The 24023-nt window shown below is 63.5% G+C and carries 23 protein-coding genes; 6 read left to right on the top strand and 17 right to left on the bottom strand.

The features are described 5' to 3' along the window. Positions 1 to 31: 31 nt before the first annotated feature. The 3 genes from APH36_RS10470 to APH36_RS10460 form a co-directional block, all read right to left on the bottom strand. Positions 32 to 1129: an AGE family epimerase/isomerase gene (locus APH36_RS10470; protein ID WP_060498563.1), complete on the bottom strand. Its 1098-nt coding sequence runs from the start codon at positions 1127 to 1129 to the stop codon at positions 32 to 34. Positions 1130 to 1172: 43 nt separating this feature from the next. Further along, positions 1173 to 1808, bottom strand: a complete 636-nt coding sequence (locus APH36_RS10465) for a TetR family transcriptional regulator (protein ID WP_019098907.1) — start codon at positions 1806 to 1808, stop codon at positions 1173 to 1175. A gap of 121 nt (positions 1809 to 1929) precedes the next feature. Next, positions 1930 to 2382: a hypothetical protein gene (locus APH36_RS10460; protein WP_027614722.1), complete on the bottom strand. Its 453-nt coding sequence runs from the start codon at positions 2380 to 2382 to the stop codon at positions 1930 to 1932. Between the two features lie 341 nt (positions 2383 to 2723). Between APH36_RS10460 and APH36_RS10455 the strand changes: the two genes are divergently transcribed. Continuing rightward, positions 2724 to 4790 (top strand): AsmA family protein, encoded by a 2067-nt coding sequence (locus tag APH36_RS10455; RefSeq protein ID WP_060498562.1) that lies wholly within the window; start codon positions 2724 to 2726, stop codon positions 4788 to 4790. 111 nt (positions 4791 to 4901) lie between these two features. Here APH36_RS10455 and APH36_RS10450 read toward each other — a convergent pair whose 3' ends face one another. Both APH36_RS10450 and osmE read right to left on the bottom strand, forming a co-directional pair. After that, on the bottom strand, positions 4902 to 5432 hold the full coding sequence (locus APH36_RS10450) for a bacterioferritin (protein ID WP_016712237.1): 531 nt from the start codon (positions 5430 to 5432) through the stop codon (positions 4902 to 4904). Between the two features lie 42 nt (positions 5433 to 5474). Next, positions 5475 to 5816, bottom strand: a complete 342-nt coding sequence (gene osmE, locus APH36_RS10445; RefSeq protein ID WP_016712236.1) for an osmotically-inducible lipoprotein OsmE — start codon at positions 5814 to 5816, stop codon at positions 5475 to 5477. 123 nt (positions 5817 to 5939) lie between these two features. On the opposite strand from osmE, the gene APH36_RS10440 reads away from it, so the two are divergent. Then, complete coding sequence (locus APH36_RS10440; protein WP_060498561.1) at positions 5940 to 6830, top strand: triacylglycerol lipase; 891 nt, start codon at positions 5940 to 5942, stop codon at positions 6828 to 6830. On the opposite strand, the gene APH36_RS10435 is transcribed toward APH36_RS10440, so the two are convergent. After that, on the bottom strand, positions 6827 to 7618 hold the full coding sequence (locus APH36_RS10435) for a DMT family transporter (protein ID WP_060498560.1): 792 nt from the start codon (positions 7616 to 7618) through the stop codon (positions 6827 to 6829). The genes APH36_RS10440 and APH36_RS10435 overlap by 4 nt on opposite strands. 165 nt (positions 7619 to 7783) lie before the next feature. Here APH36_RS10435 and APH36_RS10430 point away from each other — a divergent pair, with 165 nt between their 5' ends. Both APH36_RS10430 and APH36_RS10425 read left to right on the top strand, forming a co-directional pair. Beyond that, positions 7784 to 8071, top strand: coding sequence for a PsiF family protein (locus tag APH36_RS10430; RefSeq protein WP_060498559.1), 288 nt, complete (start codon positions 7784 to 7786; stop codon positions 8069 to 8071). 70 nt (positions 8072 to 8141) lie between these two features. After that, a complete protein-coding gene (locus tag APH36_RS10425; RefSeq protein ID WP_060498558.1) occupies positions 8142 to 9149 on the top strand; it encodes an AI-2E family transporter in 1008 nt (335 codons plus the stop codon). A gap of 133 nt (positions 9150 to 9282) precedes the next feature. Here the strand turns inward: APH36_RS10425 and APH36_RS10420 are convergent, their stop codons facing one another. Then, positions 9283 to 10554 (bottom strand): Hsp70 family protein, encoded by a 1272-nt coding sequence (locus tag APH36_RS10420; RefSeq protein ID WP_060498557.1) that lies wholly within the window; start codon positions 10552 to 10554, stop codon positions 9283 to 9285. A 164-nt stretch (positions 10555 to 10718) separates the two neighbouring features. Between APH36_RS10420 and cbpA the strand changes: the two genes are divergently transcribed. Both cbpA and APH36_RS10410 read left to right on the top strand, forming a co-directional pair. Further along, positions 10719 to 11675 carry a curved DNA-binding protein gene (cbpA, locus tag APH36_RS10415; protein WP_060498556.1) on the top strand — a complete coding sequence of 319 codons (957 nt, stop codon included), beginning with the start codon at positions 10719 to 10721 and terminating at the stop codon, positions 11673 to 11675. Between the two features lie 2 nt (positions 11676 to 11677). Further along, positions 11678 to 11983, top strand: a complete 306-nt coding sequence (locus APH36_RS10410; protein WP_060498555.1) for a chaperone modulator CbpM — start codon at positions 11678 to 11680, stop codon at positions 11981 to 11983. A 130-nt stretch (positions 11984 to 12113) separates the two neighbouring features. On the opposite strand, the gene APH36_RS10405 is transcribed toward APH36_RS10410, so the two are convergent. The 10 genes from APH36_RS10405 to APH36_RS10360 form a co-directional block, all read right to left on the bottom strand. Further along, positions 12114 to 12629, bottom strand: coding sequence for a GNAT family N-acetyltransferase (locus tag APH36_RS10405; RefSeq protein WP_060498554.1), 516 nt, complete (start codon positions 12627 to 12629; stop codon positions 12114 to 12116). Positions 12630 to 12660: 31 nt separating this feature from the next. Beyond that, the gene (gene urtE, locus APH36_RS10400; protein ID WP_060498553.1) at positions 12661 to 13359 is read right to left on the bottom strand and encodes an urea ABC transporter ATP-binding subunit UrtE; all 699 of its coding nucleotides are present in this window, start codon (positions 13357 to 13359) and stop codon (positions 12661 to 12663) included. Between the two features lie 19 nt (positions 13360 to 13378). Beyond that, positions 13379 to 14236, bottom strand: coding sequence for an urea ABC transporter ATP-binding protein UrtD (gene urtD, locus APH36_RS10395; protein ID WP_082426368.1), 858 nt, complete (start codon positions 14234 to 14236; stop codon positions 13379 to 13381). Further along, positions 14233 to 15312 carry an urea ABC transporter permease subunit UrtC gene (urtC, locus tag APH36_RS10390; protein WP_060498552.1) on the bottom strand — a complete coding sequence of 360 codons (1080 nt, stop codon included), beginning with the start codon at positions 15310 to 15312 and terminating at the stop codon, positions 14233 to 14235. Before urtC ends, urtD begins: the two co-directional genes overlap by 4 nt. Beyond that, entirely contained in the window at positions 15312 to 16799 is a 1488-nt protein-coding gene (urtB, locus tag APH36_RS10385) for an urea ABC transporter permease subunit UrtB (RefSeq protein ID WP_060498551.1), read from the bottom strand. The genes urtC and urtB overlap by 1 nt, the downstream gene beginning before the upstream one ends. Before the next feature lie 138 nt (positions 16800 to 16937). Further along, positions 16938 to 18203, bottom strand: coding sequence for an urea ABC transporter substrate-binding protein (gene urtA / locus APH36_RS10380; protein WP_060498550.1), 1266 nt, complete (start codon positions 18201 to 18203; stop codon positions 16938 to 16940). 186 nt (positions 18204 to 18389) lie between these two features. Further along, positions 18390 to 19796, bottom strand: a complete 1407-nt coding sequence (gene cycA / locus APH36_RS10375) for a D-serine/D-alanine/glycine transporter (RefSeq protein ID WP_060498549.1) — start codon at positions 19794 to 19796, stop codon at positions 18390 to 18392. Positions 19797 to 20033: 237 nt separating this feature from the next. Then, positions 20034 to 21401 (bottom strand): PepSY domain-containing protein, encoded by a 1368-nt coding sequence (locus tag APH36_RS10370; protein ID WP_060498548.1) that lies wholly within the window; start codon positions 21399 to 21401, stop codon positions 20034 to 20036. A gap of 58 nt (positions 21402 to 21459) precedes the next feature. Further along, positions 21460 to 23526 (bottom strand): TonB-dependent copper receptor, encoded by a 2067-nt coding sequence (locus APH36_RS10365; RefSeq protein WP_060498547.1) that lies wholly within the window; start codon positions 23524 to 23526, stop codon positions 21460 to 21462. 66 nt (positions 23527 to 23592) lie between these two features. Next, complete coding sequence (locus tag APH36_RS10360; protein WP_060498546.1) at positions 23593 to 24012, bottom strand: DUF2946 domain-containing protein; 420 nt, start codon at positions 24010 to 24012, stop codon at positions 23593 to 23595. Positions 24013 to 24023: the final 11 nt, after the last annotated feature.

Raw genomic sequence — 24023 nt, 5'->3', positions numbered from 1 at the left:
ACCTGTGGGAGCTGGCTTGCCGGCGATGGCGTCAGCCCAGGCGCTGCAACCCTTCCAGGCAGGTCGCCAAGTGGTAGGGCGTAGTCGAAGGCATATCATGCCGGCTGACATTACCTTCCCCATCCCGGCATTCATACCAGCCCGCTTCCCGCAGGAACCGCGCTTCCAGCGCCTGCATCTGGCTGGCCAATTTCGCCTCACCCGCCTCACGTAGCACCAGCGCCCGCAGGTACTCCGCCTGCGCCCAGATCCGCTGGGTGGCGTCGATCACCTTGCCATCCACATCCAGCATTGCCAGCACTGCCGCATCTTTCACCCCGTACTGCTCGGCAAAGCCGAATGCCCGGTCGAGGGACGCATGCAGTGGCGTGTCACACAGCAGCGGTGAGGTATGCAGCAGGTAGAACCACTCGAACTGGTGCCCCGGCTCAAACCAGTTATCCACAGCCCCGCGTGGCTTTTCCAGCATCAAGCCGTGGGCCGGTTCGATGAAGTGTGTTTGCAGTGCTTCGCACAATTGCAGCAGCGACTGTTGGGTATGTTCATCATCACGCACCGCCAGCACTTGCAGGAACGCTTCGGCCAGGTGCATCTGCGGGTTCTGCAGCGGGCCGCTGCCCAGGTCGGCCCAGTCTTCGCCCAGGCTGGCTTCGTACAGGCCGTCGTCACGGGCGAACTGCTGGTCGATAATATCCAGCGCAGCGTTCAAGGTGGACTCGACCAGGCTTTCGCGCACCTTGCCCCAATAGTGCGCGCAGGCAAAGACGATGAAGGCGTGGGTATACAGGTCCTTTCGCCGATCCAGCGGCTTGCCCTGGGCGTCGATGCTGTAGAACCAGCCACCGTGCTCGGCGTCGTGGAAATGCTTTTGCAGCGAGCGGAACAAGGCGGCCGCGCGTTCGGCTGCGCCGGGTTGCCCGATGCGGCTGCTGAAAAGGTACAGCTGGCGTGCGCAGGCCATCGCCCGGTAGCGCTGCACCGGCAAGGGCTGGTGCTGGGCATCCAGGGCTTCGTAGGGCAGGGCCATGTCGGCATTCCAGCCCGGGCCTTGCCACAGCGGCACGATGCGTTCGGCGAAGTGCTGGTTGAAGCGGGCCAGTTCGGGCAGGGTGAGGCGGGGGTTGGACATTTCGGCGCTCGTCGCTGTCGGGCAGGGCGCCATGGTAGCAGAACTAGGGTTGTGGGTTGCCCAGCCCTTGCCAATGCCGCGCCCCGACAAAGATGAAGCGCAGTTGCTGGGTGATCTTTTCCTGCGGCGTCAGTGCCTGTGGATAACCCGGTTCCGGGCTGTCGATAAGCTCTGGTAGGGTGGCGAACACGGTTTTCACCACCAGGTCGGCCATCACCGCCAGCGCGGCGCTGTCCAGGTGCTGCCAGCGCTTCATGCGCGCAAGGTCGGTGGCCAGGTCGTCGCTGATGTCCTGGCGCAGGCGGGCAATGGCCTGGCGCACGGCTTGTGAACCACCGTACTGCTCGCGGGCCAGGAACAGGAACTGCGCGCGGTGGGCGGCCACCACATCGAGGAAGATGCGCACCGAGGCGTCGGTGATGCCGCCCAGTTCGAATTCGTTTTGCCGTACCAGGCGGATGGTCTGACGGAAGGTTGTGTCGATTTCGGCCACCAGGGCCAGGCCCAAGGCGTCCATGTCGGAAAAATGCCGGTAGAACCCGGTGGGCACGATGCCTGCCGTCTTTGCCACTTCACGCAGGCTGATACTGCCGAACCCCCGGCCGCTCTCCATCAGCAGGCAGGCGGCATCGAGCAGGGCCTGGCGGGTCTGTAGCTTCTGTTCGGCGCGCGGCAGCATGGTGCGGGCTTCTGTGACGGTAAGGCTGGGCACTCTAGTTAAAAAAACAAAGCCCGGTCAATGACCGGGCCTGGAGGGGAGCAAGCGTTGTGACATGAGTTGTTCTTTTCGACCATGGCGATCAGCTCACACGGCTGAGTTCAACCAGACGATCCGAACCACCTTCAGCTACGCGGCCACTGCGTTCGATCAGGCGATCAGAGCCACCTTCGGCGACACGGCCACTGCGTTCGATCAGGCGGTCAGACCCCCCTTCGGCGACACGGCCACTGCGTTCGATCAGGCGGTCAGAACCCCCTTCGGCGACACGGCCACTGCGTTCGATCAGGCGGTCAGAACCCCCTTCGGCGACACGGCCACTGCGTTCGATCAGGCGATCAGAGCCACCTTCGGCGACACGGCCACTGCGTTCGATCAGGCGGTCGGAACCACCTTCGGCTACGGTTTTCAGCGGTTGGGCGATTTCGGCAGCGCTGGAGCGCGACTCAGCGGTCAGGTGTTGTTCGGCGGCGGGCAGGGCAAAAGCGTTGGCAGCCAGGATGGACAGGGTCAGGGTCAGCAGATGGCGTTTCATGATGTCGGTGCTCCTCTCGGGGGCTGGAAAGTGGGTACGAAGCCAATGCTACGCCGCGTAACGCCAGAGAGAAGTTCATACGGGTAATGGTAACAATCGACCGCATTGATAGAGGTTTGAAAAGCCTCTATCCCGTACATTTCAGGGATGGGTAGGGCGAATTTCCCCTGCTGCGGGCGGGTAACAGGTAGGGCCTGGCGCGACAAATTGCTGAGCAAAAGGCCAGGAAAAACTTCGCTATCATGGCGCCATCGATAAAACCCTGCGGGTTTTCATCAGTCCCAGATACTAAGTGCCACCGCTGCGCCCGTTTTGTGCCATGCCGCAAGGAGAACCCCGCAATGACGCGTCCCGCCAGAATTCTCGTCTGGACTCTCACCAGCCTGCTGACACTGCTGGCGATCCTGGTGGTTGTGATTGCCACCTTTGACTGGAACCGCGTCAAGCCGCTGCTGAACGAGAAGGTTTCCGAGGCCCTGCACCGGCCTTTTGCGATCAATGGCAACCTTGACGTGCAGTGGCATACCGACCCCGAGGAAGGTGGCTGGCGTGCCTGGGTGCCATGGCCGCACTTCATCGCCGAAGACCTGACGTTGGGCAACCCCGACTGGCTCAAGGAGCCGAAGATGGTCGGCCTGGAGCGTGTCGAGTTCCGCCTGGCGCCGTTGCCGTTGCTGTTCCAGCAGATCAGCATCCCGCGCATCAACCTCACCAAACCTACGGCCAGCCTCACCCGCCTGGCCGATGGCCGGGCCAACTGGGCCTTTGACCTCGGGCCAAAGGACGAAAACGCAGAACCTTCAAAATGGCAGCTGGACATCGGCGCCATCGGTTTCGACCAGGGCAATGTCAGCTTCGACGACCAGACCCTGCAAACCAGCATGAAGGTGCAGATCGACCCGCTGGGCAAGCCGATCCCGTTCAGCGAAATCGTCGGCAAGGCCAGCGCCGAGAAAGCCGGTGGTGCCCAGGACTACGCCTTCGGGCTAAAGGCCCAGGGCCGCTACAAGGGCCAGCCGGTGTCCGGCACTGGCAAAATCGGCGGCCTGTTGGCCTTGCAGGACTCCAGCCAGCCGTTCCCGCTGCAGGCCGACGTGCGGATTGCCGATACCCATGTGGTGCTCGCCGGTACCCTGACCGATCCACGCAACCTCGGTGCCCTCGACCTGCGCCTGCGCTTGTCCGGCGCCAGCCTGGGTAACCTCTATCCATTGACCGGCGTGACCCTGCCAGACACCCCGGCCTACTCCACTGACGGCCGCCTCAACGCCAACCTCCACGCGGCGCAAGGGGCGACATTCAACTACCGGGGCTTCAACGGCAAGATCGGTGACAGTGATATCCACGGTGACCTGGCCTTCGTCGCCAGCCAGCCACGGCCCAAGCTGTCGGGCAACCTGGTTTCGAACCAGTTGCTGTTCAAGGACCTGGCACCGCTGATCGGTGCCGACTCCAACGCCGAACAGAAGGCCCGTGGCGGTGCCAGCAAACAGCCGACCGGCAAGGTGCTGCCGGTGGAAGAGTTCCGCACCGAGCGCTGGCGCGCCATGGACGCGGATGTCACCTTTGCGGGCAAGCGCATCGTGCACAGCGCGCAACTGCCGTTCAATGACTTGTCGGCCCACGTGATTCTGGAGGACGGCCTGCTGCGCCTGGAGCCCCTGCGGTTTGGCGTGGCGGGCGGCAACCTGGCCTCAAAGATCCGCCTGGACGGGCGCAACGTGCCATTGCAGGGACATGCCCAGCTGACTGCACGTGGTTTCAAGCTCAAGCAACTGTTCCCTTCCTTTGCACCGATGCAGACCAGCTTTGGCGAGCTGAACGGTGATGCTGACATCCGCGGCCGTGGCAACTCGGTAGCGGCTTTGCTGGGCACGGCCAATGGTGACCTGCGCATGCTGATCAACGATGGCGCCATCAGTCGCAGCCTGATGGAGATTGCCGGTTTGAATGTGGGCAACTACGTGGTCGGCAAACTGTTTGGTGACGAGGATGTGAAAATCAATTGTGCGGCGGCGGATGTGGGGATTAAAGATGGCCTGGCCACAACGCGCCTGTTCATCTTCGATACCGAGAACGCCATTATCTACATCAACGGTACGGCCAATTTCGCCAGCGAGCAGCTGGACTTGAAAATCACACCAGAATCGAAAGGGCTGCGGCTGTTCTCGCTGCGCTCGCCGCTGTATGTGCGCGGGCCGTTTGCCAAGCCCAGCGCAGGTGTACAGGCGCTGCCGTTGGCGCTACGCGGTGCGGGAATGGTGGCGCTCGGTGTCGTGGCCGGCCCGGCGGCGGGGTTGCTGGCGCTGATTGCGCCTAGCAGCGGGGATGATCCTAACCAGTGCACGCCGTTGTTGCAGCAAATGAAGGCGGGCAAGGCGCCGGCGGCGGTGAAAGGGCGGAAATAGCAGGGGGCCGCTGTGCGGCCCATCGCGACACAAGGCCGCTCCTACAGGGGAATGCGATCCCTTGTAGGAGCGGCCTTGTGTCGCGATGGGCTGCAAAGCAGCCCCTTGCGATTACAGCCCCTGTAACAGATCGGACATGTCGTCCGCGTGCTCTTCTTCCTGCGCCAGGATGTCCTCGAAGATGCGCCGCGTAGTCGGGTCTTTGTCGCCGATGTACTGAATGATCTCGCGGTAGCTATCAATGGCAATCCGCTCGGCCACCAGATCCTCCAGCACCATCTCCTTCAACGAATTACCCGCCACATATTGGGCATGGGAATTCTTGCTCAGGTTATCCGGGTTGAAATCCGGCTCCCCGCCCAGCTGCACGATGCGCTCCGCCAGTTTGTCGGCATGCTCGGCTTCCTGGTTGGCATGCTCCAGAAACTCGCTGGCCGCCACACTGGCCTTGATGCCGCTGGCCATGAAGTAGTGGCGCTTGTAGCGCAGCACGCAGACCAGTTCGGTGGCCAGTGACTCGTTCAGCAGGCGCAGGATCTCCGTGCGGTCGGCGTTGTAGCCTTCGGTCACCGCGCCTTGCTCGACATGCTGGCGGGCACGCTCGCGCAGGGTTTGCACATCGGTCAGTTCAACGTTGCTCATGGTTATCTCCAGACGGGTCAGGACGGTAGATGAGGGGGGGACTCAGGCGCCATGCAAGGCGTCGCTGTCCTCTTGGCGTTGTTTGCAGGTTTTGAAACCCTTGGCGTCGACATGGCCGGTGGCGTCGAAGCGCACGTAGTAGGGCTGCTGCTTGCCGTCGCGGTTGAGGATGTAGTCGTTGCAGGTGCCCCCGTGCGGCAGGTCGATCACGTTCGACGGGCTGCCGCCGATGGCGATGACCTTCTGCATGGTCATGCCGTGTTCCACTTGCTTGACCAGCGGCTCGTCGCGGTAGGTGACGTAGTCCACCGGGTTTTCCGGGCGGCTGCCGCAGGCGGCCAGGGTGGCGCTTGCCAGAAGAATTGCCAGGGTCTGCTTGTACATGGTCCCGCTCCGTGCAAAGGGTCTGTGTGGTTTGGAACCACAGCGCGCGCCCGGAGTTCGATTGCGATGGTCATGATGGCCGCTGTAGTGTTGGCCGGTCGTCCACGGAAAGGGGCTGGGGCAATGCAGCAGGAATTGGCCACGCGATACCCGTTGGTGCTGGTGCCGGGCATGCTCGGGTTTGTCCGGTTGGTGCTCTACCCGTACTGGTTCGGCATCGTGCCGGCCCTGCGCAAGGGTGGGGCACGGGTGTTTCCGGTGCAGGTTTCGCCGCTGCACTCAAGTGAAGTGCGTGGCGATCAGTTGCTGGCGATCATCGAAGACATTTGCCAGCGCACCGGCGCCGCCAAGGTCAACCTCATCGGCCATAGCCAGGGTGCGCTGAGTGCGCGCTACGCTGCGGCCAAGCGGCCGGATCGGGTGGCTTCGGTCACCTCGGTGGCTGGCCCCAACCATGGTTCCGAGCTGGCTGACCACCTGGAACGCACGGCACCGGGCGATTCCCCTCAGGGTCGTATTCTCAAGGCCGTATTGCATGGTTTTGCCGTGTTGCTGGTGTGGCTGGAAACCGGCTGGCGCCGCGACCCGCTGCCGGTGGATGTGCACGCCTCGCACCAGTCGCTGACCAGCGCCGGGGTGGCGCTGTTCAACCAGGTTTATCCACAGGGCCTGCCGCAGACCTGGGGTGGGGAAGGGGCGTATGAAGTCGATGGTGTGCGCTATTACTCTTGGTCCGGCACCTTGCAGCCCGGCCTGACCGACCAGGGGCGCAACCGCTTAGACGGCAGCAACCGATTCTGCCGCCTGTTCGCGCGCAGTTTCGTCAAGGAAAAGGGCCAATGTGACGGCATGGTCGGGCGTTTCAGTTCGCACCTGGGCCAGGTGATTGGCGACGACTACCCGTTGGACCATCTGGATATCGTCAACCAGTCGCTCGGCGCCGTGGGCAAAGGTGCAGAGCCGGTGCGGCTGTTCACTGAACATGCCGCCCGGCTCAAGGCTGCAGGCCTTTAGCGGCGAATGGGCGTGGTCCATCGCTCGGCCAGCACCACCCCGGCCAAGGTCAGCAAGCCGCCGACCAGGTGATAGCGGGCCAGTTGTTCGTCAAGCACCACGGCGGCGATTACTGCGGTGACAACCGGCAGCAGGTTGAAGAACAGCGTGGTGCGACTTGGCCCCAGACGATGCACCGCTTGCATCCACACCAGCGGCGCGATCATCGAGGCCAGCACGCAGGCGTACAGCACCAGGCCGATGTTGTGTCTGTTCAGGCCGGTCTTGTCCGACAGCAGGAACAACGGCAGCAGCACGACGATGGCCACCAGCACCTGCAGGTACAGCAACTGCAGGGGCGGCAGGCGTAGCTGCCATTTCTTCAGCAGGAAGCTGTACAGCGCGTAAGCCAGGGTGGCCACCAGCATCAGCAGGTCACCGCTGTTCAGGCCGTGCGCCAGCAGGCTGGCAGGATGGCCGGCGCTGACCACTTCCAGTACGCCAAAGAACGACACCGCTGCGCCCAGCAGGGCACCGTAGCTCAGGCGCTGGCCCAGCCAGGCGATGGAAAGTGCCAGTGACATCAGCGGCATCAGCGAGAGGATGATGCCCATGTTGGTGGCGCTGGTAATGCCGGCGGCGAAATAGGCCAGGCTCTGGTACATCGCCATGCCCAGCACCCCCAGCACGAACACCTTGCCCAGGTGCGGGCGGATCGCCGCGCGGTTGCGCCACACGGCGGACATCTTGGTGACCACGGTGTTGCCGGCCCAGATGAGGATGGCGGTGAGGGGGAACAGGTAGTTCATGGAACAGGTATTCGGAAAAGCAGATTTTGGAGGCGTTCGCCTTCGATAGCGGCGGCGCTCGATCTTTGCACCACTTTGCACCACCTAAAAACTCAAGTCAGGCATCTCTTGGCTACACTCAGCTCGACCCCCGTGCATCGGGCGCGGAGCGAAGGAGACCACTCCATGAAAGTACTGCACATTCCATTACTGGTGCTGGCCGTGCTGTTCAGCGCCCAAGGCTTCGCGGCCAACACCGCGCAGCAGGAAAAGATGAAAACCTGCAACGCCGACGCCACCGCCAAGGCCCTCAAGGGCGATGATCGCAAAGCTTTCATGAGCACCTGCCTGAAAAAGGACGTGCCGCAAACCCAGCAAGAGAAGATGAAAACCTGCAACGCCGACGCCACCACCAAGGCCCTGAAGGGTGACGAACGCAAAGCCTTCATGAGCGACTGCCTGAAGAAGAAATGACCTGCGCCTATGCCTGCAGGCGCAAGGCTGGCAGACTGCGGGCATTCCCGCTGTCTGCCGTCGAGGCTGTATGACCTTTACCCCCCGTCAGATCACCCTGGCCAGCCTGATCATCGTCATGGCCGGGCTGCTGCTGGCCTTGCCCCTGAAGTTGCTGCCCAGCCTGCTTGCCGGCCTGCTGGTGTTCGAGCTGGTCAACATGCTCACCCCGCGCCTGCAACCGCTGCTGGCCGGCCAACGCGCCCGCTGGCTGGCCGTGGCGCTACTCGGTACGCTGGTGGTCAGTACCCTGACGCTGCTGATTGCCGGTGCCTTCAGCTTCCTGCTGCACGAGGCAGAAAACCCCGGCGCCTCGCTGGACAAGTTCATGGCCCTGGTCGAGCGCGCCCGTGGGCAACTGCCGCCCTTCATCGAGGGCTACCTGCCCGCCAGCGCCGCCGAGTTCAAGGTGGCCATCGGTGACTGGATCAAGAGCCACCTGAGCGATCTGCAACTGGTGGGCAAGGGCATGGCGCACATGTTCGTGACACTGCTGATCGGCATGATCCTCGGTGCCATCATCGCGTTGCAGCGCATCCCTGATGTTTCGCGGCGCAAGCCCCTGGCGGCGGCGCTGTTCGAGCGCCTCAATCTCCTGGTGAAGGCGTTTCGCAACATCGTCTTCGCGCAGATCAAGATCTCGCTGCTCAACACGGTTTTCACCGGCATCTTCCTGGCGGTGGTGATGCCGCTGTTCGGCGTGCACCTGCCGCTGACCAAGACGCTGATCGTGCTGACCTTCCTGCTGGGCTTGCTGCCGGTGATCGGCAACTTGATGTCTAACACCCTGATCACCATTGTGGGCTTGTCGCTGTCGATCTGGGTGGCGGCGGCGGCGCTGGGCTACCTGATTGTCATCCACAAGGTCGAGTACTTCCTCAACGCGCGGATCGTGGGGGGGCAGATCAGTGCCAAGGCGTGGGAGTTGTTGCTGGCGATGCTGGTGTTCGAGGCGGCATTCGGGTTGCCTGGGGTGGTGGCGGGACCGATCTACTACGCCTACCTGAAGAGTGAGCTGAAGCGGGCCGAGCTGGTCTGATTCTTCACTGACCTGTGCCGGCCCTTTCGCGGGCAAGCCCGCTCCACAGCTACAGCACAGGTCTCAGGTACTGTGCGGTCCCTGTGGGAGCGGGCTTGCCCGCGAAGAGGCCGGTACATGCCATAGAGATGTATCAGGCTGCGCCGTACCGCTTGCGCGCCTCGATGGCCAGCCCACTACCAATGCTGCCAAAGATATTGCCTTCCACATGCCGAGCATTCGGCAGCATCGCCGCAACGCTGTTGCGCAGCGCTGGAATACCGCTGGAACCGCCAGTGAAGAACACCGTGTCCACCTGGCCTTCGCTCACGCCAGCCTTGGCCAGCAGCTCGGTCACGCTACCCCGCACTCGCTCCAGCAGCCCTTCGATCGCTTCTTCGAACAGCACACGGGTCAACTCTGCCGTCAGCTCAGGCTCGACACGGCGAAGGTCGATGTGGCGGCTTTCACTGTTGGTCAGCTCGATCTTGCTGGCCTCGACTTCCATCGCCAACCAGTGCCCTGCGCGCTGTTCGATCAGCTTGAACAGGCGGTCGATGCCGAAACTGTCTTCGATGTCATAGCGCATGCTGCCCAGCGCCAGCTGCGACTTCTGCGAGTACAGGGCGTTGATGGTGTGCCAGGTGGCCAGGTTGAGGTGGTAGCTGGTGGGCATCAGCGCGCCGCTCTTCATGCGGCTGCCGTAGCCGAACAGCGGCATCACGCCCTGCAGGCTCAGCTGCTTGTCGAAGTCGGTACCGCCAATGTGCACACCGCCGGTGGCGAGGATGTCGCTCTGGCGCTCGGCGACCAGGTGGCGCTCGGGCGACAGACGGATCAGGGTGAAGTCGGACGTACCACCGCCGATGTCGACGATCAGCACCAGTTCTTCGCGGCTGATGCTCGACTCATAGTCGAAGGCTGCGGCAATCGGCTCGTACTGGAACGACACATCCTTGAAACCGATCTTGCGCGCTACGTCGGCCAGGGTGTCTTCGGCTTCCTGGTCGGCAGCCGGGTCTTCGTCGACGAAGAACACCGGGCGGCCCAGCACCACCTGGTCGAATTCGCGGCCAGCGGCAGCTTCGGCGCGCTTTTTCAGCTCGCCGATGAACATGCCCAGCAGGTCCTTGAACGGCAGGGCGCTGCCCAGCACGCTGGTGTCGTGCTTGATCAACTTGGAGCCCAGCAGGCTCTTCAGCGAGCGCATCAGGCGGCCTTCGTAGCCTTCCAGGTACTCGTGCAGTGCCAGGCGGCCATACACCGGGCGACGTTCCTCGATGTTGAAGAACACCACCGAGGGCAAGGTGATCTTGCCGTCTTCCAGGGCGATCAGCGATTCCACGCCAGGGCGATGCCAGCCGACCGTGGAGTTGGAGGTGCCAAAGTCGATGCCCAGGGCGCGGGCCGGGGATACGTCAGACATGGGGAATGAGCTTCCGGAGGCAAAACGGCCGCGCAGTGTATGCCAGTTGGCTACAGAATCAAGACCAGTCGTCTGCCATGGGGCAAACCCAAAGCGGCCTTGAAAGGCTATGCTTGACCCCTATCTTCAGTGGCAACACGCACATTTATATTGGTGATCCATAAATGGACTTCAAAGACTATTACAAGATACTTGGCGTAGAGCCCACGGCGGACGACAAGGCGATCAAGGCCGCGTACCGCAAGCTGGCCCGTAAGTATCACCCCGATGTCAGCAAGGAGCGCGACGCCGAGGACAAATTCAAAGAGGCCAACGAGGCCTACGAAGTGCTGGGCGACGCGCAGAAACGTGCCGAGTTCGACGAAATCCGCAAGTACGGCGGCCAGCATGGCCGGCCGTTCCAGGCACCACCGGGCTGGGAAAGCCGTGGCGGTGGCGGCGGCTTCGAGGGCGGCGACTTCTCCGACTTCTTCAGCTCGATCTTCGGTGGGCGAGGGGGTGGCAACCCTTTCGGCGGCGCCCGTCAGCAACAACGCAGTGCCGGCAGGCGAGGGCAGGACGTGGAGCTTGAACTGGCGGTGTTTCTTGAAGAAACCCTGAGCAAGGAGTCCAAGCAGATCAGCTTCCAGGTGCCGCAAACCAATGCCATGGGCCAGCGCACCGGCTTCACCACCAAGACGCTGAACGTGAAGATCCCGGCCGGGGTGACCGACGGCGAGCGTATCCGCCTTAAAGGCCAGGGCGCACCGGGCAGCGGTGGCGGGGCCAATGGCGACCTGTTCCTGACCATCCGCATGGCACCGCACCCGCTGTTTGATGTCGAAGGCCATGACCTGATCATCACTGTGCCACTGGCACCGTGGGAGGCGGCACTGGGCACCAAGGTGGCGGTGCCGACCCTGGAGGGCAAGATCAACCTGACCATCCGCCCCGACAGCCAGAGCGGTCAGCGCCTGCGCGTACCGGGCAAAGGCCTGGCGAACAAGCAGGGCGAGCGCGGCAACCTTTACGCGCAGCTCAAGGTGGTCATGCCGACGACTTCTGACGAATCTACCCGTGAACTGTGGGCCAAGCTTTCCGAAAAGGCCGCGTTCAACCCGAGGGCACAATGGAGTAAGTGATCATGAGCAGCACCCTGATCGTTCAACTGGACATGCGTACCCTGTGTCAGGAAGCCGATGTCACGGCGGACTGCGTGATCGAAATCGTCGAGCACGGCATTGTCGAACCCTCCGGGCGAACGCCTGAGGACTGGTTGTTCGACGATCAGGCGCCGCTGCTGACCCGGCGTGCAGCCAAGCTGCACCAGGAGCTGGAACTGGAGTGGGAAGGGGTGGCGCTGGCGCTGGAGCTGTTGCAGGAGGTGCAGGCGCTGCGCAGCGAGAACAGCATGCTGCGCCAGCGGCTGGGCAGGTTTACCCAGATGTGAGTGTGTTTGCCTGCACCGGCCTCTTCGCGGGCAAGCCCGCTCCCACAGGTACTGCACAGGTCTCGGGGAATGTGCGATCCCTGCGGGAGCGGGCGTGCCCGCGAAGAGGCCAGTTTAGACAACATCAATCTCAGGTTGGCTCTGCACCTGGGTTCAGCACCAGCTGCATGAAGGTCAAATCCAGCCACCGGCCAAACTTCACCCCCACCTGTGGCATCTGCCCGGTCACCACAAACCCCAGCCGCTCATGCAGGCGCACCGAGGCCGCATTGCCACTTTCGATGGCTGCGACCATCACATGCTTGCCGCAACCGCGTGCCCGCTCGACCAACGCCGCCATCAACGCCGGCCCCAACCCCTTGCCACGCTGGTCACCCCGCACATACACCGAGTGCTCCACCGTCAGGCGAAACCCTTCGAACGGCCGCCAGTCGCCAAACGAGGCATACCCCAGTACCCCCGTCTCATCCACCGCCACCAAGATCGGATACCCCTGCTGCGCGCGTGCATCGAACCAGGCCTGGCGGTTGGCCAAGTCTACCGGGGTTTCGTTCCAGATCGCCGTGGTGTTGCGCACGGCGTCGTTGTAGATGCTGAGGATGCCTGGCACGTCGGCAGGCAGGGCATCGCGTAATTCGTAACTCATGACAGCGTCTCGCAGGGTCGTTGCTTGCAGATTAAATGGTTACCAGCCCACGCACACCTTCGGCCTGCATGTTTTCGCCACGGCCGCGCTGGACGATCTCACCGCGGGCCATGACCAGGTACTGGTCGGCCAGTGCTTCGGCAAAGTCGTAGAACTGCTCCACCAGCAGAATCGCCATGTCACCGCGCTCGGCCAGGCGGCGGATGACTGCGCCGATTTCCTTGATGACCGAGGGCTGGATGCCTTCGGTCGGCTCGTCGAGGATCAGCAGGCGCGGGCGGCTGGCCAGGGCGCGGCCGATGGCCAGTTGTTGTTGCTGGCCGCCCGACAGGTCACCGCCACGGCGTTGCTTCATCTGCTCCAGTACCGGGAACAGCTCGTAGATGAACGCGGGGACTTCGCGGGCTTCACGGGCCGGGAAGCGGGACAGGCCCATCAGCAGGTTTTCCTCGACGGTGAGGCGCGGGAAGATCTCGCGGCCCTGGGGTACATAGGCGATACCGGCATGTACCCGTTGCTGGGGCTTGAGGCGGGTGATGGGTTTGCCTTCCCATTCGATGCTGCCATCGCGGGCGGGTACCAGGCCCATCAGGCAACGCAGCAGGGTGGTCTTGCCCACACCATTGCGGCCCAGCAGGCAGGTAACTTCGCCGACCTTGGCTTCGAAGGACAGGCCCCGGAGAATGTGGCTGCCGCCGTAGTACTGGTGCAGCGTATCGATTTTCAGCATGTCATGTCCTTGGAATAGATCATCGGCCCAGGTACACCTCAACCACCCGCTCATCCGCCTGCACCTGCTCAAGCGACCCCTCTGCCAGCACACTGCCCTGGTGCAGCACGGTCACATGGTCGGCAATGCTCCCCACAAACCCCATGTCATGCTCCACCACCATCAGCGAGTGCTTGCCGGCCAGGCTTTTGAACAGCTCGGCGGTGAACTCGGTTTCGGCATCGGTCATGCCGGCCACCGGTTCGTCCAGCAGTAGCAATTGCGGCTCTTGCACCAGCAACATGCCAATCTCCAGGAACTGCTTCTGCCCATGGGACAGCAAGCCGGCCTGGCGCTGAGCCAGGGGCAGCAGACGCAAGGTGGTCAGCACCTCTTCGATACGCTGGCGCTGCTCACCGCCCAGGCGCGCGGCCAGGCTGGCCCACACCGACTTGTCGGTCTTCAGCGCCAGTTCCAGGTTTTCGAATACCGTAAGCGCCTCGAACACCGTGGGCTTCTGGAACTTGCGGCCAATGCCGGCCTGGGCGATCTGGTATTCGCTCATGCGGGTCAGGTCGAGGGTGTCGCCAAAATAGGCGCTGCCGGTGTCGGGGCGGGTCTTGCCGGTGATCACGTCCATCATCGTGGTCTTGCCGGCGCCGTTGGGGCCGATGATGCAACGCAGTTCGCCCACGCCGATGTACAGGTTCAGCGCGTTGAGTGCCTTGAAGCCATCGAAGCTGACGCTGATGTCCTCCAGGCTCAGCACCGTGCCGTGGCGGGTATCCAGGCCGGCCTTGCGGCTCTGGCCCAGGCCGATGGCCTCACGCCCGGCGCCGAGGGTGTCGAACACGGGTTCCAGCATGAATTCCGGGTGGACCGGGGGTACGCCTCTCATGGCTGGCTCCTTTTCTTCAGCAGGCCGACCACGCCCTTGGGCAGGTACAGGGTGACAAGGATGAACAGTGCGCCAAGGAAGAACAGCCAGAACTCCGGGAAGGCCACGGTGAACCAGCTTTTCATGCCATTGACTAGGCCGGCACCGAACAACGGGCCGATCAGCGTGCCGCGCCCGCCCAGGGCCACCCACACGGCGGCTTCGATGGAGTTGGTCGGCGACATCTCGCTGGGGTTGATGATGCCCACCTGTGGCACGTACAGCGCACCCGCCAGGCCGCACAGTACAGCGCTCAGCACCCACACCAGCAGCTTGAAGCCACGCGGGTCGTAGCCGCAGAACATGAGGCGGTTTTCGGCATCGCGCACGGCGGTGAGCAGGCGGCCGAATTTGCTGCGGGTCAGGCGCCAGCACAGGTACAGGCTGGCCAGCAGCAACCCGACGGTGAGCAGGAACAGCACCGCGCGGGTGCCTTGCGCGGTAATGTCGAAACCGAGAATGGTGCGGAAGTTGGTGAAGCCGTTGTTGCCGCCAAAGCCGGTTTCGTTGCGGAAGAACAGCAGCATGCCGGCGAACGTCAGGGCCTGGGTCATGATTGAGAAGTACACGCCCTTGATCCGCGAGCGGAAGGCAAACCAGCCGAACACCAGCGCCAGCAGCCCCGGCGCCAGCACCACCAGGCACAGGGCCCAGGCGAAATGCTGGGTACCGGCCCAGTACCACGGCAGCTCGGTCCACGACAGAAAGGTCATGAACCCCGGCAGGCCGTCACCGGCCGCCTGGCGCATCAGGTACATGCCCATGGCGTAGCCGCCCAGGGCGAAGAACAGGCCGTGGCCCAGCGACAGCAAGCCGGCGTAGCCCCAGACCAGGTCCAGGGCCAGGGCGACGATGGCGTAGCAGAGGATCTTGCCGACCAGGGTCAGGGTGTAGGCCGACACTTGCAGGGCATGGTCTGCCGGCAGCAGTGACAACAGCGGCAGGGCGACCAGCAGTAGGACGACGAGGGCGCCGATGGCCAGCGTCAGGCGCGGGCCGGCCTTTTGCGTAGCGGTGACAAGCAGTGGCTGGTTCATCAGTCGATTACCCGTCCCTTGAGGGCGAACAGGCCTTGCGGGCGCTTCTGGATGAACAGAATGATCAACGCAAGGATGAGGATCTTGCCAAGCACGGCACCGATCTGCGGCTCCAGCAGCTTGTTGGCGATGCCAAGGCCGAAGGCGGCCCAGAGGCTGCCGGCCAGTTGGCCGACGCCGCCCAGCACCACCACCAGGAACGAGTCGATGATGTAGCTCTGGCCCAGGTCCGGGCCCACGTTGCCGACCTGGCTCAAGGCCACGCCGCCGAGCCCGGCAATGCCAGAGCCCAGGCCGAAGGCGAGCATGTCGACGCGCCCGGTAGACACGCCGCAGCAGGCGGCCATGTTGCGGTTCTGGGTGACAGCGCGCACGTTCAGGCCCAACCGTGTGCGGTTGAGCAGCAGCCAGGTGAGCAGCACCACGGCCAGGGCAAAGCCGATGATGACCAGGCGGTTGTACGGCAGCACCAGGTTGGGCAGCAGCTGGATGCCCCCCGACAGCCAGGCCGGGTTGCTCACCTCGACGTTCTGCGCGCCGAACAGCAGGCGGATGGCCTGGATCAGGATCAAGCTGATGCCCCACGTAGCCAGCAGGGTTTCCAGCGGGCGGCCGTAGAGGTGGCGAATGACCGTGCGCTCCAGCGCCATGCCCACCCCGGCACTGATCGCGAAGGCCACCGGCAGGGCAATCAGCGGGTAGAACTCGATGGCGCCCGGGGCGTAGCGTTGCACTAGCACCTGGACCATGTAGGTGCTGTAGGCGCCCAGCATCAGCATTTCGCCGTGTGCCATGTTGATCACCCCGAGCAGGCCGAAGGTGATGGCCAGGCCAAGCGCGGCCAACAGCAGGATCGAGCCCAGCGACAGGCCGCTGAAGGCCTGGCCGAGCAGCTCGCCGACCAGCAGCTTGCGCTTGACCTGGGCCAGGCTGGTTTCGGCAGCGGTGCGCACCCCTGGGTCGCTTTCTGCATCGGGCTGCAGCAGGGCTTCGAGGCGGGTGCGGGCCAGCGGGTCACCGGTTTCGCCCAGCAGGCGCACGGCGGCCAGGCGTACTGCCGGCTCGCTGGCGCCCAGTTGCAGGTTGGCCAGGGCCAGGCCGAGGGCGGCGTGCACCGCGGCGTCGGGTTCGCTGGCGAAGCGCCGGTCGAGGAAGGCCATTTGCGCGGGTTGTGCGCTTTTTTGCAGTTGCTGGGCGGCGGCCAGGCGGGTGTCGCTGTTGTCGCTGAGCAACTGGTGGCTGGCCAGGGCGTTGTCGATCAGGCCGCGCAGGCGGTTGTTCAGGCGTACTTTGCGGGTGTCGTCAGCGGCGATGCGGCCTTGGCGCAGGTTTTCGAGCAGCGGCAGGCGAGTGGCATCGGGTTGCGCCGCCCAGCCTTCGAGCAGGGTGGCCTGCTCGGCGGACTTGGCGGTGAGGAAGAATTCGCCCTCGCTGGCCTGGGTTGCCAGGGGCAATAGCAGGAGCAGGGTGAGCAGGAGTCTGAGCATGCGGGTAATCCTGGTAATCGGCGTTGGATTCTTCGCGGGCAAGCCCGCTCCCACAGGTACGGTGGACGGTTTGAAAACTGCGCGGTCCCTGTGGGAGCGGGCTTGCCCGCGAATGGGCCGCACAGCGGCCCCGTACACTCAGTTACCTTTCACTGCGTAATCGGGGCGCTTGTCATTGCCCGGAATGAACGGGCTCCACGGCTGCGCCCGCAGCGGCTGCTCGGTTTCCCACACCACGCTGAACTGCCCGTCATCCTGAATCTCGCCGATCATCACCGGCTTGTGCAGGTGGTGGTTGGTCTTGTCCATGGTCAGGGTGAAGCCCGATGGCGCCTTGAAGGTTTGCCCGGCCAGCGCTTCACGCACCTTGTCCACATCGGTGGACTTGGCTTTTTCCACGGCTTGCGCCCACATGTGGATACCTACGTAGGTGGCCTCCATCGGGTCGTTGGTCACGGCCTTGTCGGCGCCCGGCAGGCCCTTGGCCTTGGCGTAGGCCTTCCAGTCGGCAACGAACTTCTGGTTGACCGGGTTATTCACAGACTCGAAGTAGTTCCAGGCGGCCAGGTGGCCCACCAGCGGCTTGGTGTCGATGCCGCGCAGCTCTTCTTCGCCTACCGAGAACGCCACCACCGGCACGTCGGTGGCCTTCAGGCCCTGGTTGGCCAGTTCCTTGTAGAACGGCACGTTGGAGTCGCCGTTGACCGTGGAGATGACCGCCGTCTTGCCGCCAGCGGAGAACTTCTTGATGTTGGCGACGATGGTCTGGTAATCGGCGTGACCGAACGGCGTGTACACCTCTTCGATGTCCTTGTCGGCCACACCCTTGCTGTGCAGGAAGGCGCGCAGGATCTTGTTGGTGGTGCGCGGGTAGACGTAGTCGGTGCCCAGCAGGAAGAAGCGCTTGGCGCTGCCGCCGTCTTCGCTCATCAGGTATTCCACAGCCGGGATGGCTTGCTGGTTGGGGGCAGCGCCGGTGTAGAACACGTTCGGCGACATCTCTTCACCCTCGTACTGCACTGGGTAGAACAGCAGGCCGTTCAGCTCTTCGAACACGGGCAGTACCGACTTGCGCGACACCGAGGTCCAGCAGCCGAACACCACGGCGACTTTGTCCTGTGTCAGCAGTTGGCGGCTTTTTTCGGCGAACAGCGGCCAGTTGGAGGCCGGGTCGACCACGACCGGCTCTAGCATCTTGCCGTTCACACCACCCTTGGCGTTGATCTCGTCGATGGTCATCAGCGCCATGTCCTTGAGCGAGGTCTCGGAAATGGCCATGGTCCCGGACAGCGAATGCAGAATGCCGACCTTGATGGTCTCGGCGGCCTGGATACTCCAGCTCAGGCCCATTGCGGCAATCGATGCGCTAAGGGTAAAGGCCTTGATCAGACTGCGACGCTTCATGTGCTCTCTCCGCTGAGTTTTTATGTGTTGGGCAAGCGGGGAGGGGTGTTGCAAGGGGTGTGCCTAGTGGCAAAAGGTGCGTAATAGAGGGGGGTGTGCGAGGTGTTGGGGCGTTGGTTGGATCCAGATTGGTGCCTGGGATATTTATGTGCACAGGATTGGGGCTGCAAAGCAGCCCCGGCGAAATCAGCCGTTGCGCACAGCCGAGCGTGGGTGGCGCCTGCTGCGCACACCCTGATAGGTCACCGCCAGCAGTACGAACCAGATCGGCGTCACCACCAACGCTGAACGCGTATCTGCCTCCAGGCTCAGCAACACCAGGATGAAAGCAAAGAACACCAGGCACACGTAGCACATGAAGCGCCCGCCCGGCATCTTGTACTTCGACGCCTGGTGCAGTGCCGCACGGTTTTTGCGGTACTTCAGGTACGACAGCAGGATCAGTGTCCACACGAACATGAACAGCACCGCCGAAACGGTGGTCACGAGGGTGAACGCCTCGACCACGTTCGGTACCAGGTAGATCAGCACCGCACCCAGCAACAGGCAGGTGCAGGAGAAGTACAGGCCGTTGGCCGGCACCGAGCGGCTCGACAGTTTTTCGAACGCCTTGGGGGCGTCACCTTCCTGGCTCAGGCCATAGAGCATGCGGCTGGTGGAGAAAACGCCACTGTTGGCCGAAGAGGCCGCCGAGGTCAGTACCACGAAGTTGATGATGCTGGCTGCCGCCGGCAGGCCGGCCAGTACGAACAGTTCCACGAACGGGCTCTTGCCCGGCACCACGTCGCGCCACGGCGTCACGGCCATGATCGCAATCAGCGCCAACACATAGAAAACGATGATCCGAACCGGGATCGAATTGATAGCCCGTGGCAGGGTGCGCTCCGGGTTCTTCGCTTCGGCTGCGGTGGTGCCCACCAGTTCGATACCGACGAACGCGAACACGGCAATCTGAAAACCGGCGAAGAAGCCCATCAGGCCATTAGGGAACATGCCGCCGTCATTCCACAGGTTGGCCAGTTGCGCCGTGCGCCCGCTGGGTGAAGTGAAGCCGGTGATGACCATGTACAACCCGGTGGCGACCAGGCCGAGGATGGCAACGATCTTGATCAGGGCGAACCAGAATTCCATCTCGCCGAACATCTTCACGGTGACCAGGTTCAGTGACAGCAGCAGCCCTACGCAGGTCAGCGCGGGTATCCACTGTGGAAGGTCCGGGAACCAGAACTGTGTGTACGCCGCGATGGCCACCACGTCGGCAATACCGGTGACCACCCAGCAGAACCAGTAGGTCCAGCCGGTGAAGTAGCCGGCCCAGGGGCCGAGCAGGTCGGCCGAGAAGTCGATGAACGACTTGTAGTTGAGGTTCGACAGCAGCAGTTCGCCCATGGCGCGCATGACGAAGAACAGCATGAAGCCGATGATCATGTAGACGAAGATGATCGATGGCCCGGCCAGGCTGATGGTTTTGCCCGAGCCCATGAACAGACCGGTACCGATGGCGCCACCGATGGCGATCAGCTGGATGTGGCGGTTGGTCAGGTTGCGTTGCAGGTGTTGCTCTTCGGGCGGTGTGGATGAGGTTTGCGTCATAGGCTGCATTCCCTTGTAAGGTCGGTCTTCTTGTCTGAGGTAGCCGACTAGGCTAACACGCGCGTTCCAGTTCAGGGCGCGACAGATCGACTCGACTTTTGGGTAGCAGTCTTCTGCCTGTGCCGGCCTCTTCGCGGGCAAGCTCGCTCCCACAGGTGCCGCGCTGCCCTCAGGCTTGGCGCAGAACCTGTGGGAGCGGGCTTGCCCGCGAAGAGGCCAGTACAGGCAATGCAGGGCTCAGGCGTTGGACAGCACCCGACGGCGCCTCACAACCAGGCTATCGACAACCCACATCACCACCATCGACACCCCCACCAGCGGGAACATCACCCCCAGCACCAGCATCACCCCCACCGCCGCCTTCCAGCGCGGCAGGTCATGGCGCAGCGGCGGTACGCCCAGCCCACCCGTTGGCCGGCGCTTCCACCACATCACCAGGCCGCTCACCGAGCCCAGCAGGATCATCAGGCACACCAGCAGGATGATGATCTGGTTGAGGGCGCCGAACATCTTGCCTTCGTGCAGCATGACCCCCAACTCGGTGGCGCGGGCGACCGGGCTGTAGTCCTGCCAGCGCACATCGGCCAGGACCTTGCCGGTGTACTGGTCGACATGCAGGGTGGCGTCGTTGCGCGGGTCGTCGGCGAACACGGCAATGGTGAACACGCCCTCTGCCGTGGTCGGCAGGGTGATGCTGTAGCCCGGCTCGACCTGGCGGACAGTGGCGATGTCCTCGACCTGCTGCAAGCTCACCTGGGGTGCTGCGGGCATGTCCGACATCATGTGGTGCCCGGCGTGTTCGGCGTGCGCGCCGGACTGCGGCATCGGCGTGTTCTCCATCGCCCAGGGTACGGTCTGGCGGTGCGCACTGTTCAATTCACCCGCCTGCTGGTCCGACTTGGGCACGTCGTTCCACATGGCCGCCGGGAAGCGGTTCCACACATCGGCGTACTGCTTGCCCCACAAGCCGGTCCAGGTCATGCCGCTGACCAGCATCAGCAACAGCAAGGCCGAGCCCCAGAAGCCGGTTACCGCATGCAGGTCGCGCCACAACAGCCTGCCGCGTGACGACAGCCGTGGCCATAGCACGCCGGCACCGTTGCGCCCGCGCGGCCACCACAAATACAGGCCCGACACCACCAGCACGATGCCCCAGCCGGCCGCCAGCTCCACCAGGCGGTCACCGACCGTGCCGACCATCAGTTCGCCATGCAGGGCGCGGGCGATGGCCTGCAGGTTTTGCTTGCCGTCCTGCTCGCCGAGGACCTTGCCGCTGTACGGGTCGACAAATACATTCAGTTCACGCCCGCCGTCATGCACCACGAACTGCGCACTGCGCTCGGCGTTCAGCGGCGGCAGGTACTGGCCGACGTGGGCCTTAGGGTAGGCCTGGCGCACTTCGGCCAGCATCAGGTCGGCGCTCTGTCGATGGTGGCCGGCTTCGACCACCATCAGGTCGCGGTACAGCAGCGGGTCGAGCTGCGGCTTGAACAGGTAGATGATCCCGGTGATTGCCAGCAGGATCATGAACGGGGCCACGAACAGCCCCGCATAGAAGTGCCAACGCCAGGCCAAGTTATAGAAATTGATGCGTGTTCCTCTCATGGGAACCTCCTGTGTGACCAGCTGATGGGCGCAACCAAAGTTGCGCCCGTTGTTGTTATCAGAAGCTGAAATCGACCTTGGTCCAGAAGGTCCTGCCTGGCTCATTGACCGGCTGTGGATCTGTAGCCGGGTAGCCGAACCCGGCGTTCCCGGCCAGGTTCAAGTGCTCGGCGTAGGTTTTGTCGAACAGGTTGTCGACCCCCGCGCTGAGCTTGAGGTTGTTGTTCACCTTGTAGGCGCCGTTGAGCGAGAACACGCCGAAGCCGGCGCTCTTGTCGTAGTCCTTGCCGACCACGTTGCCCTGGTTCTCGGCGATGCGGTTTTGCGCCGCCACCAACCGCCACAGTGCGCCGACGCTCCACACGTCACGGCTGTAGGTCAGGCCCAGGCGGCTCTCCAGGGGCGGCATTTGAGGTAGCGCTTTGCCATCACTGCTGTTCTTGCCCCAAGCGTAGGCCAGCGTGCCGTCAGCCTTCCAGTTTTCGGTCAGCTGGTAGGCCGCGCCCAGTTCGCCGCCCATGATGCGGGCGTCGATATTCTGTGCCTGAGAGGTGCTCATGCCCATCATGCCGGTGCGGTAGTCGAACAGGATGTAGTCGCGAATCTGCCCGACATAGCCCGAAGCCCAGGCTTCCAGGCGCTCGGTGCGGTACTGGATGCCGAAGTCGAGCTGGGTGGTTTTCTCCGGCTTGATACCGTCAAAGGCGTTGGCCGCCCCGGGTGGTGCCAGCTTGGGCGAGAACAGCTCCCAGTAGTCGGGGAAGCGCTGGGCGTGGCCGAGGCCGATGTAGGTGGTGGCCGGAATGGCTGCCAGGTCGTGCTCGTAGCGGACGAAGCCGCTGGGCAGCGTGTCGGCGCGGGTGTCGCCTTCGGTGGCACTGCCTTTACGGAAGTCACGGGCCGAGGCGCGGTCCAGGCGGGCACCGGTAATCAGCCGGTCTTCACCGCTGACGTACCAGGTCAGTTCGCTGAAAGCACCGTAGTTATGGAAGTCGGCGTCCTTGGTCCAGGCCTGGCCCTTGTGCGCATCCACGCCCATGCCGCCGCGCTGGCGGTGTTCGTTGGTCTGCGCGTCGATGCCGCTGATCAGTTGCACGTCGGCCCAGCGCCAGGTGGCCTTGATACGTGCACCCATGGTGCGACGGTCGACATTGCTGACCATCGGCATGCCCATCATGCCGCTGCCCGAAGGGGTGCGCAGGCTGTAGTTGTCCATCACATGGTCGGCGTAGTTGTAGTAGACCTGCGCCTCGACCTTGTCGAGCACTTCGCCGAGGTTGGACTTTTCAAAGCGCAGGCCCAGGCTTTCGCGCTTGAACTGCGAGCCGTCCATGCCACGCCCGGCATAGCGGGCCTCGCCATCGCCCTTGCCGGCAGTCAGCTCCAGCAGGGTGTCCTGATCGGGCGTCCAGCCGAGGGCGACATCGCCGTTCCATTTTTCCCAGCGCGACGGAACGGTGTCGTTGTTGCCGTCGTGGTAGTCGTCCGAGCGAGACTGGTTACCGACGAAGCGGGCATAGGCCTGGCTGTTGCCGGCGGCGGCATCCAGCACCTTGTCGAAGCGGCCGTTGGAGCCGGCCAGCAGGCTGGCATTTACCCGGCTGCCGAGGGTGCCGAATTTCTCTGGTTCGCGTTCGAAAAGGATGGTGCCTGCCGAACCGCCCGGGCCCCAGATCACGCTTTGCGGGCCTTTGATCACGGTGAGGCGGTCGTAGGTTTCCGGCGAGATGTAGGACGTGGGTGCGTCCATGCGGTTGGGGCAGGCGCCCAGCATCAAGCCACCGTTGGTGAGGATGTTCAGGCGCGAGCCGAACATGCCGCGCAGTACCGGGTCGCCGTTGGTGCCACCGGCGCGGATTGCCGAGAAGCCGGGGATGGTCTTCAGGTAGTCGGCGCCGTCGCTGGCCGGTACGGGCTGGCGCGGGTCTTTCGGGTTGGTGACCACGGTCAGCGGCGAACGCGGGGCCACGGCGGTGATTACCGTCGGGCTCAGCTCGGGCGCTTCGTGCACATGGCCTTCATGGCCAGGGTCGGCGGCCAGGGCCACGGGCGCAAGCAGCGAGCCGCAGAGGGCGGCGATGGTCCCACGCAGGGACAAGGCAAAAACAGGGGTGCAGCCGGACATAATGATTCCAGTCGATCAGTCATGAGTTAGCGCGAAGCCTCCTGGCTCCGTGCGCAAAATATGGGTTCAGACGCTGATCGAGGAAGGTGGGGCGCGGCTGCGCGCACCGGGGAATACAGCCTGCCGGGCATGGCCCTGGTGCGTTGGCGCAAGCAGGTGGGTGGTGGGGACGACACTGCCGGCACTGAGCGGGCTGAGGGCCTGGGGCAGGGCCGGGCAGTTGAACAACAGGCTGCAGTAACCACACTTTTCCCACATCACATGGAGCTGGCCATCGTTGCCATGGCCGTGATGGGTGTCGCCGCCATGCTGATGGGCAGCCGTCATCGGCATGCTCATGCCGGCATGGTGGTCCATCGGCATCGACTGGGAAATCAGCGGGCCGATGAAGATCATCCACATGGCGAACAGGCTCAGCCATCCGCCACCGGCGCGCCTACGGTCAGGGCGGGTGGTACGGCTGATGCTGTTGCGCGGCAGGCTCATGGCGAGTGCCT

This window comes from Pseudomonas sp. NBRC 111133, assembly GCF_001320605.1.
GTDB classification, from domain to species: Bacteria; Pseudomonadota; Gammaproteobacteria; order Pseudomonadales; family Pseudomonadaceae; genus Aquipseudomonas; species Aquipseudomonas monteilii.
This window is presented reverse-complemented; position numbering and strand designations above follow the sequence as displayed.

Coding starts and splice junctions, on each gene's coding strand:
- APH36_RS10365 (WP_060498547.1), bottom strand. CDS start 23,526: ATGTCCGGCTGCACCCCTGTTTTTGCCTTGTCCCTGCGTGGGACCATC.
- APH36_RS10435 (WP_060498560.1), bottom strand. CDS start 7,618: ATGAACTACCTGTTCCCCCTCACCGCCATCCTCATCTGGGCCGGCAAC.
- APH36_RS10460 (WP_027614722.1), bottom strand. CDS start 2,382: ATGAAACGCCATCTGCTGACCCTGACCCTGTCCATCCTGGCTGCCAAC.
- APH36_RS10425 (WP_060498558.1), top strand. CDS start 8,142: ATGACCTTTACCCCCCGTCAGATCACCCTGGCCAGCCTGATCATCGTC.
- APH36_RS10370 (WP_060498548.1), bottom strand. CDS start 21,401: ATGAGAGGAACACGCATCAATTTCTATAACTTGGCCTGGCGTTGGCAC.
- APH36_RS10450 (WP_016712237.1), bottom strand. CDS start 5,432: ATGAGCAACGTTGAACTGACCGATGTGCAAACCCTGCGCGAGCGTGCC.
- APH36_RS10465 (WP_019098907.1), bottom strand. CDS start 1,808: ATGCTGCCGCGCGCCGAACAGAAGCTACAGACCCGCCAGGCCCTGCTC.
- cycA (WP_060498549.1), bottom strand. CDS start 19,796: ATGACGCAAACCTCATCCACACCGCCCGAAGAGCAACACCTGCAACGC.
- APH36_RS10430 (WP_060498559.1), top strand. CDS start 7,784: ATGAAAGTACTGCACATTCCATTACTGGTGCTGGCCGTGCTGTTCAGC.
- urtB (WP_060498551.1), bottom strand. CDS start 16,799: ATGCTCAGACTCCTGCTCACCCTGCTCCTGCTATTGCCCCTGGCAACC.
- APH36_RS10420 (WP_060498557.1), bottom strand. CDS start 10,554: ATGTCTGACGTATCCCCGGCCCGCGCCCTGGGCATCGACTTTGGCACC.
- urtA (WP_060498550.1), bottom strand. CDS start 18,203: ATGAAGCGTCGCAGTCTGATCAAGGCCTTTACCCTTAGCGCATCGATT.
- APH36_RS10455 (WP_060498562.1), top strand. CDS start 2,724: ATGACGCGTCCCGCCAGAATTCTCGTCTGGACTCTCACCAGCCTGCTG.
- urtC (WP_060498552.1), bottom strand. CDS start 15,312: ATGAACCAGCCACTGCTTGTCACCGCTACGCAAAAGGCCGGCCCGCGC.
- osmE (WP_016712236.1), bottom strand. CDS start 5,816: ATGTACAAGCAGACCCTGGCAATTCTTCTGGCAAGCGCCACCCTGGCC.
- APH36_RS10470 (WP_060498563.1), bottom strand. CDS start 1,129: ATGTCCAACCCCCGCCTCACCCTGCCCGAACTGGCCCGCTTCAACCAG.
- APH36_RS10360 (WP_060498546.1), bottom strand. CDS start 24,012: ATGAGCCTGCCGCGCAACAGCATCAGCCGTACCACCCGCCCTGACCGT.
- cbpA (WP_060498556.1), top strand. CDS start 10,719: ATGGACTTCAAAGACTATTACAAGATACTTGGCGTAGAGCCCACGGCG.
- urtD (WP_082426368.1), bottom strand. CDS start 14,236: ATGAGAGGCGTACCCCCGGTCCACCCGGAATTCATGCTGGAACCCGTG.
- APH36_RS10440 (WP_060498561.1), top strand. CDS start 5,940: ATGCAGCAGGAATTGGCCACGCGATACCCGTTGGTGCTGGTGCCGGGC.
- APH36_RS10410 (WP_060498555.1), top strand. CDS start 11,678: ATGAGCAGCACCCTGATCGTTCAACTGGACATGCGTACCCTGTGTCAG.
- APH36_RS10405 (WP_060498554.1), bottom strand. CDS start 12,629: ATGAGTTACGAATTACGCGATGCCCTGCCTGCCGACGTGCCAGGCATC.
- urtE (WP_060498553.1), bottom strand. CDS start 13,359: ATGCTGAAAATCGATACGCTGCACCAGTACTACGGCGGCAGCCACATT.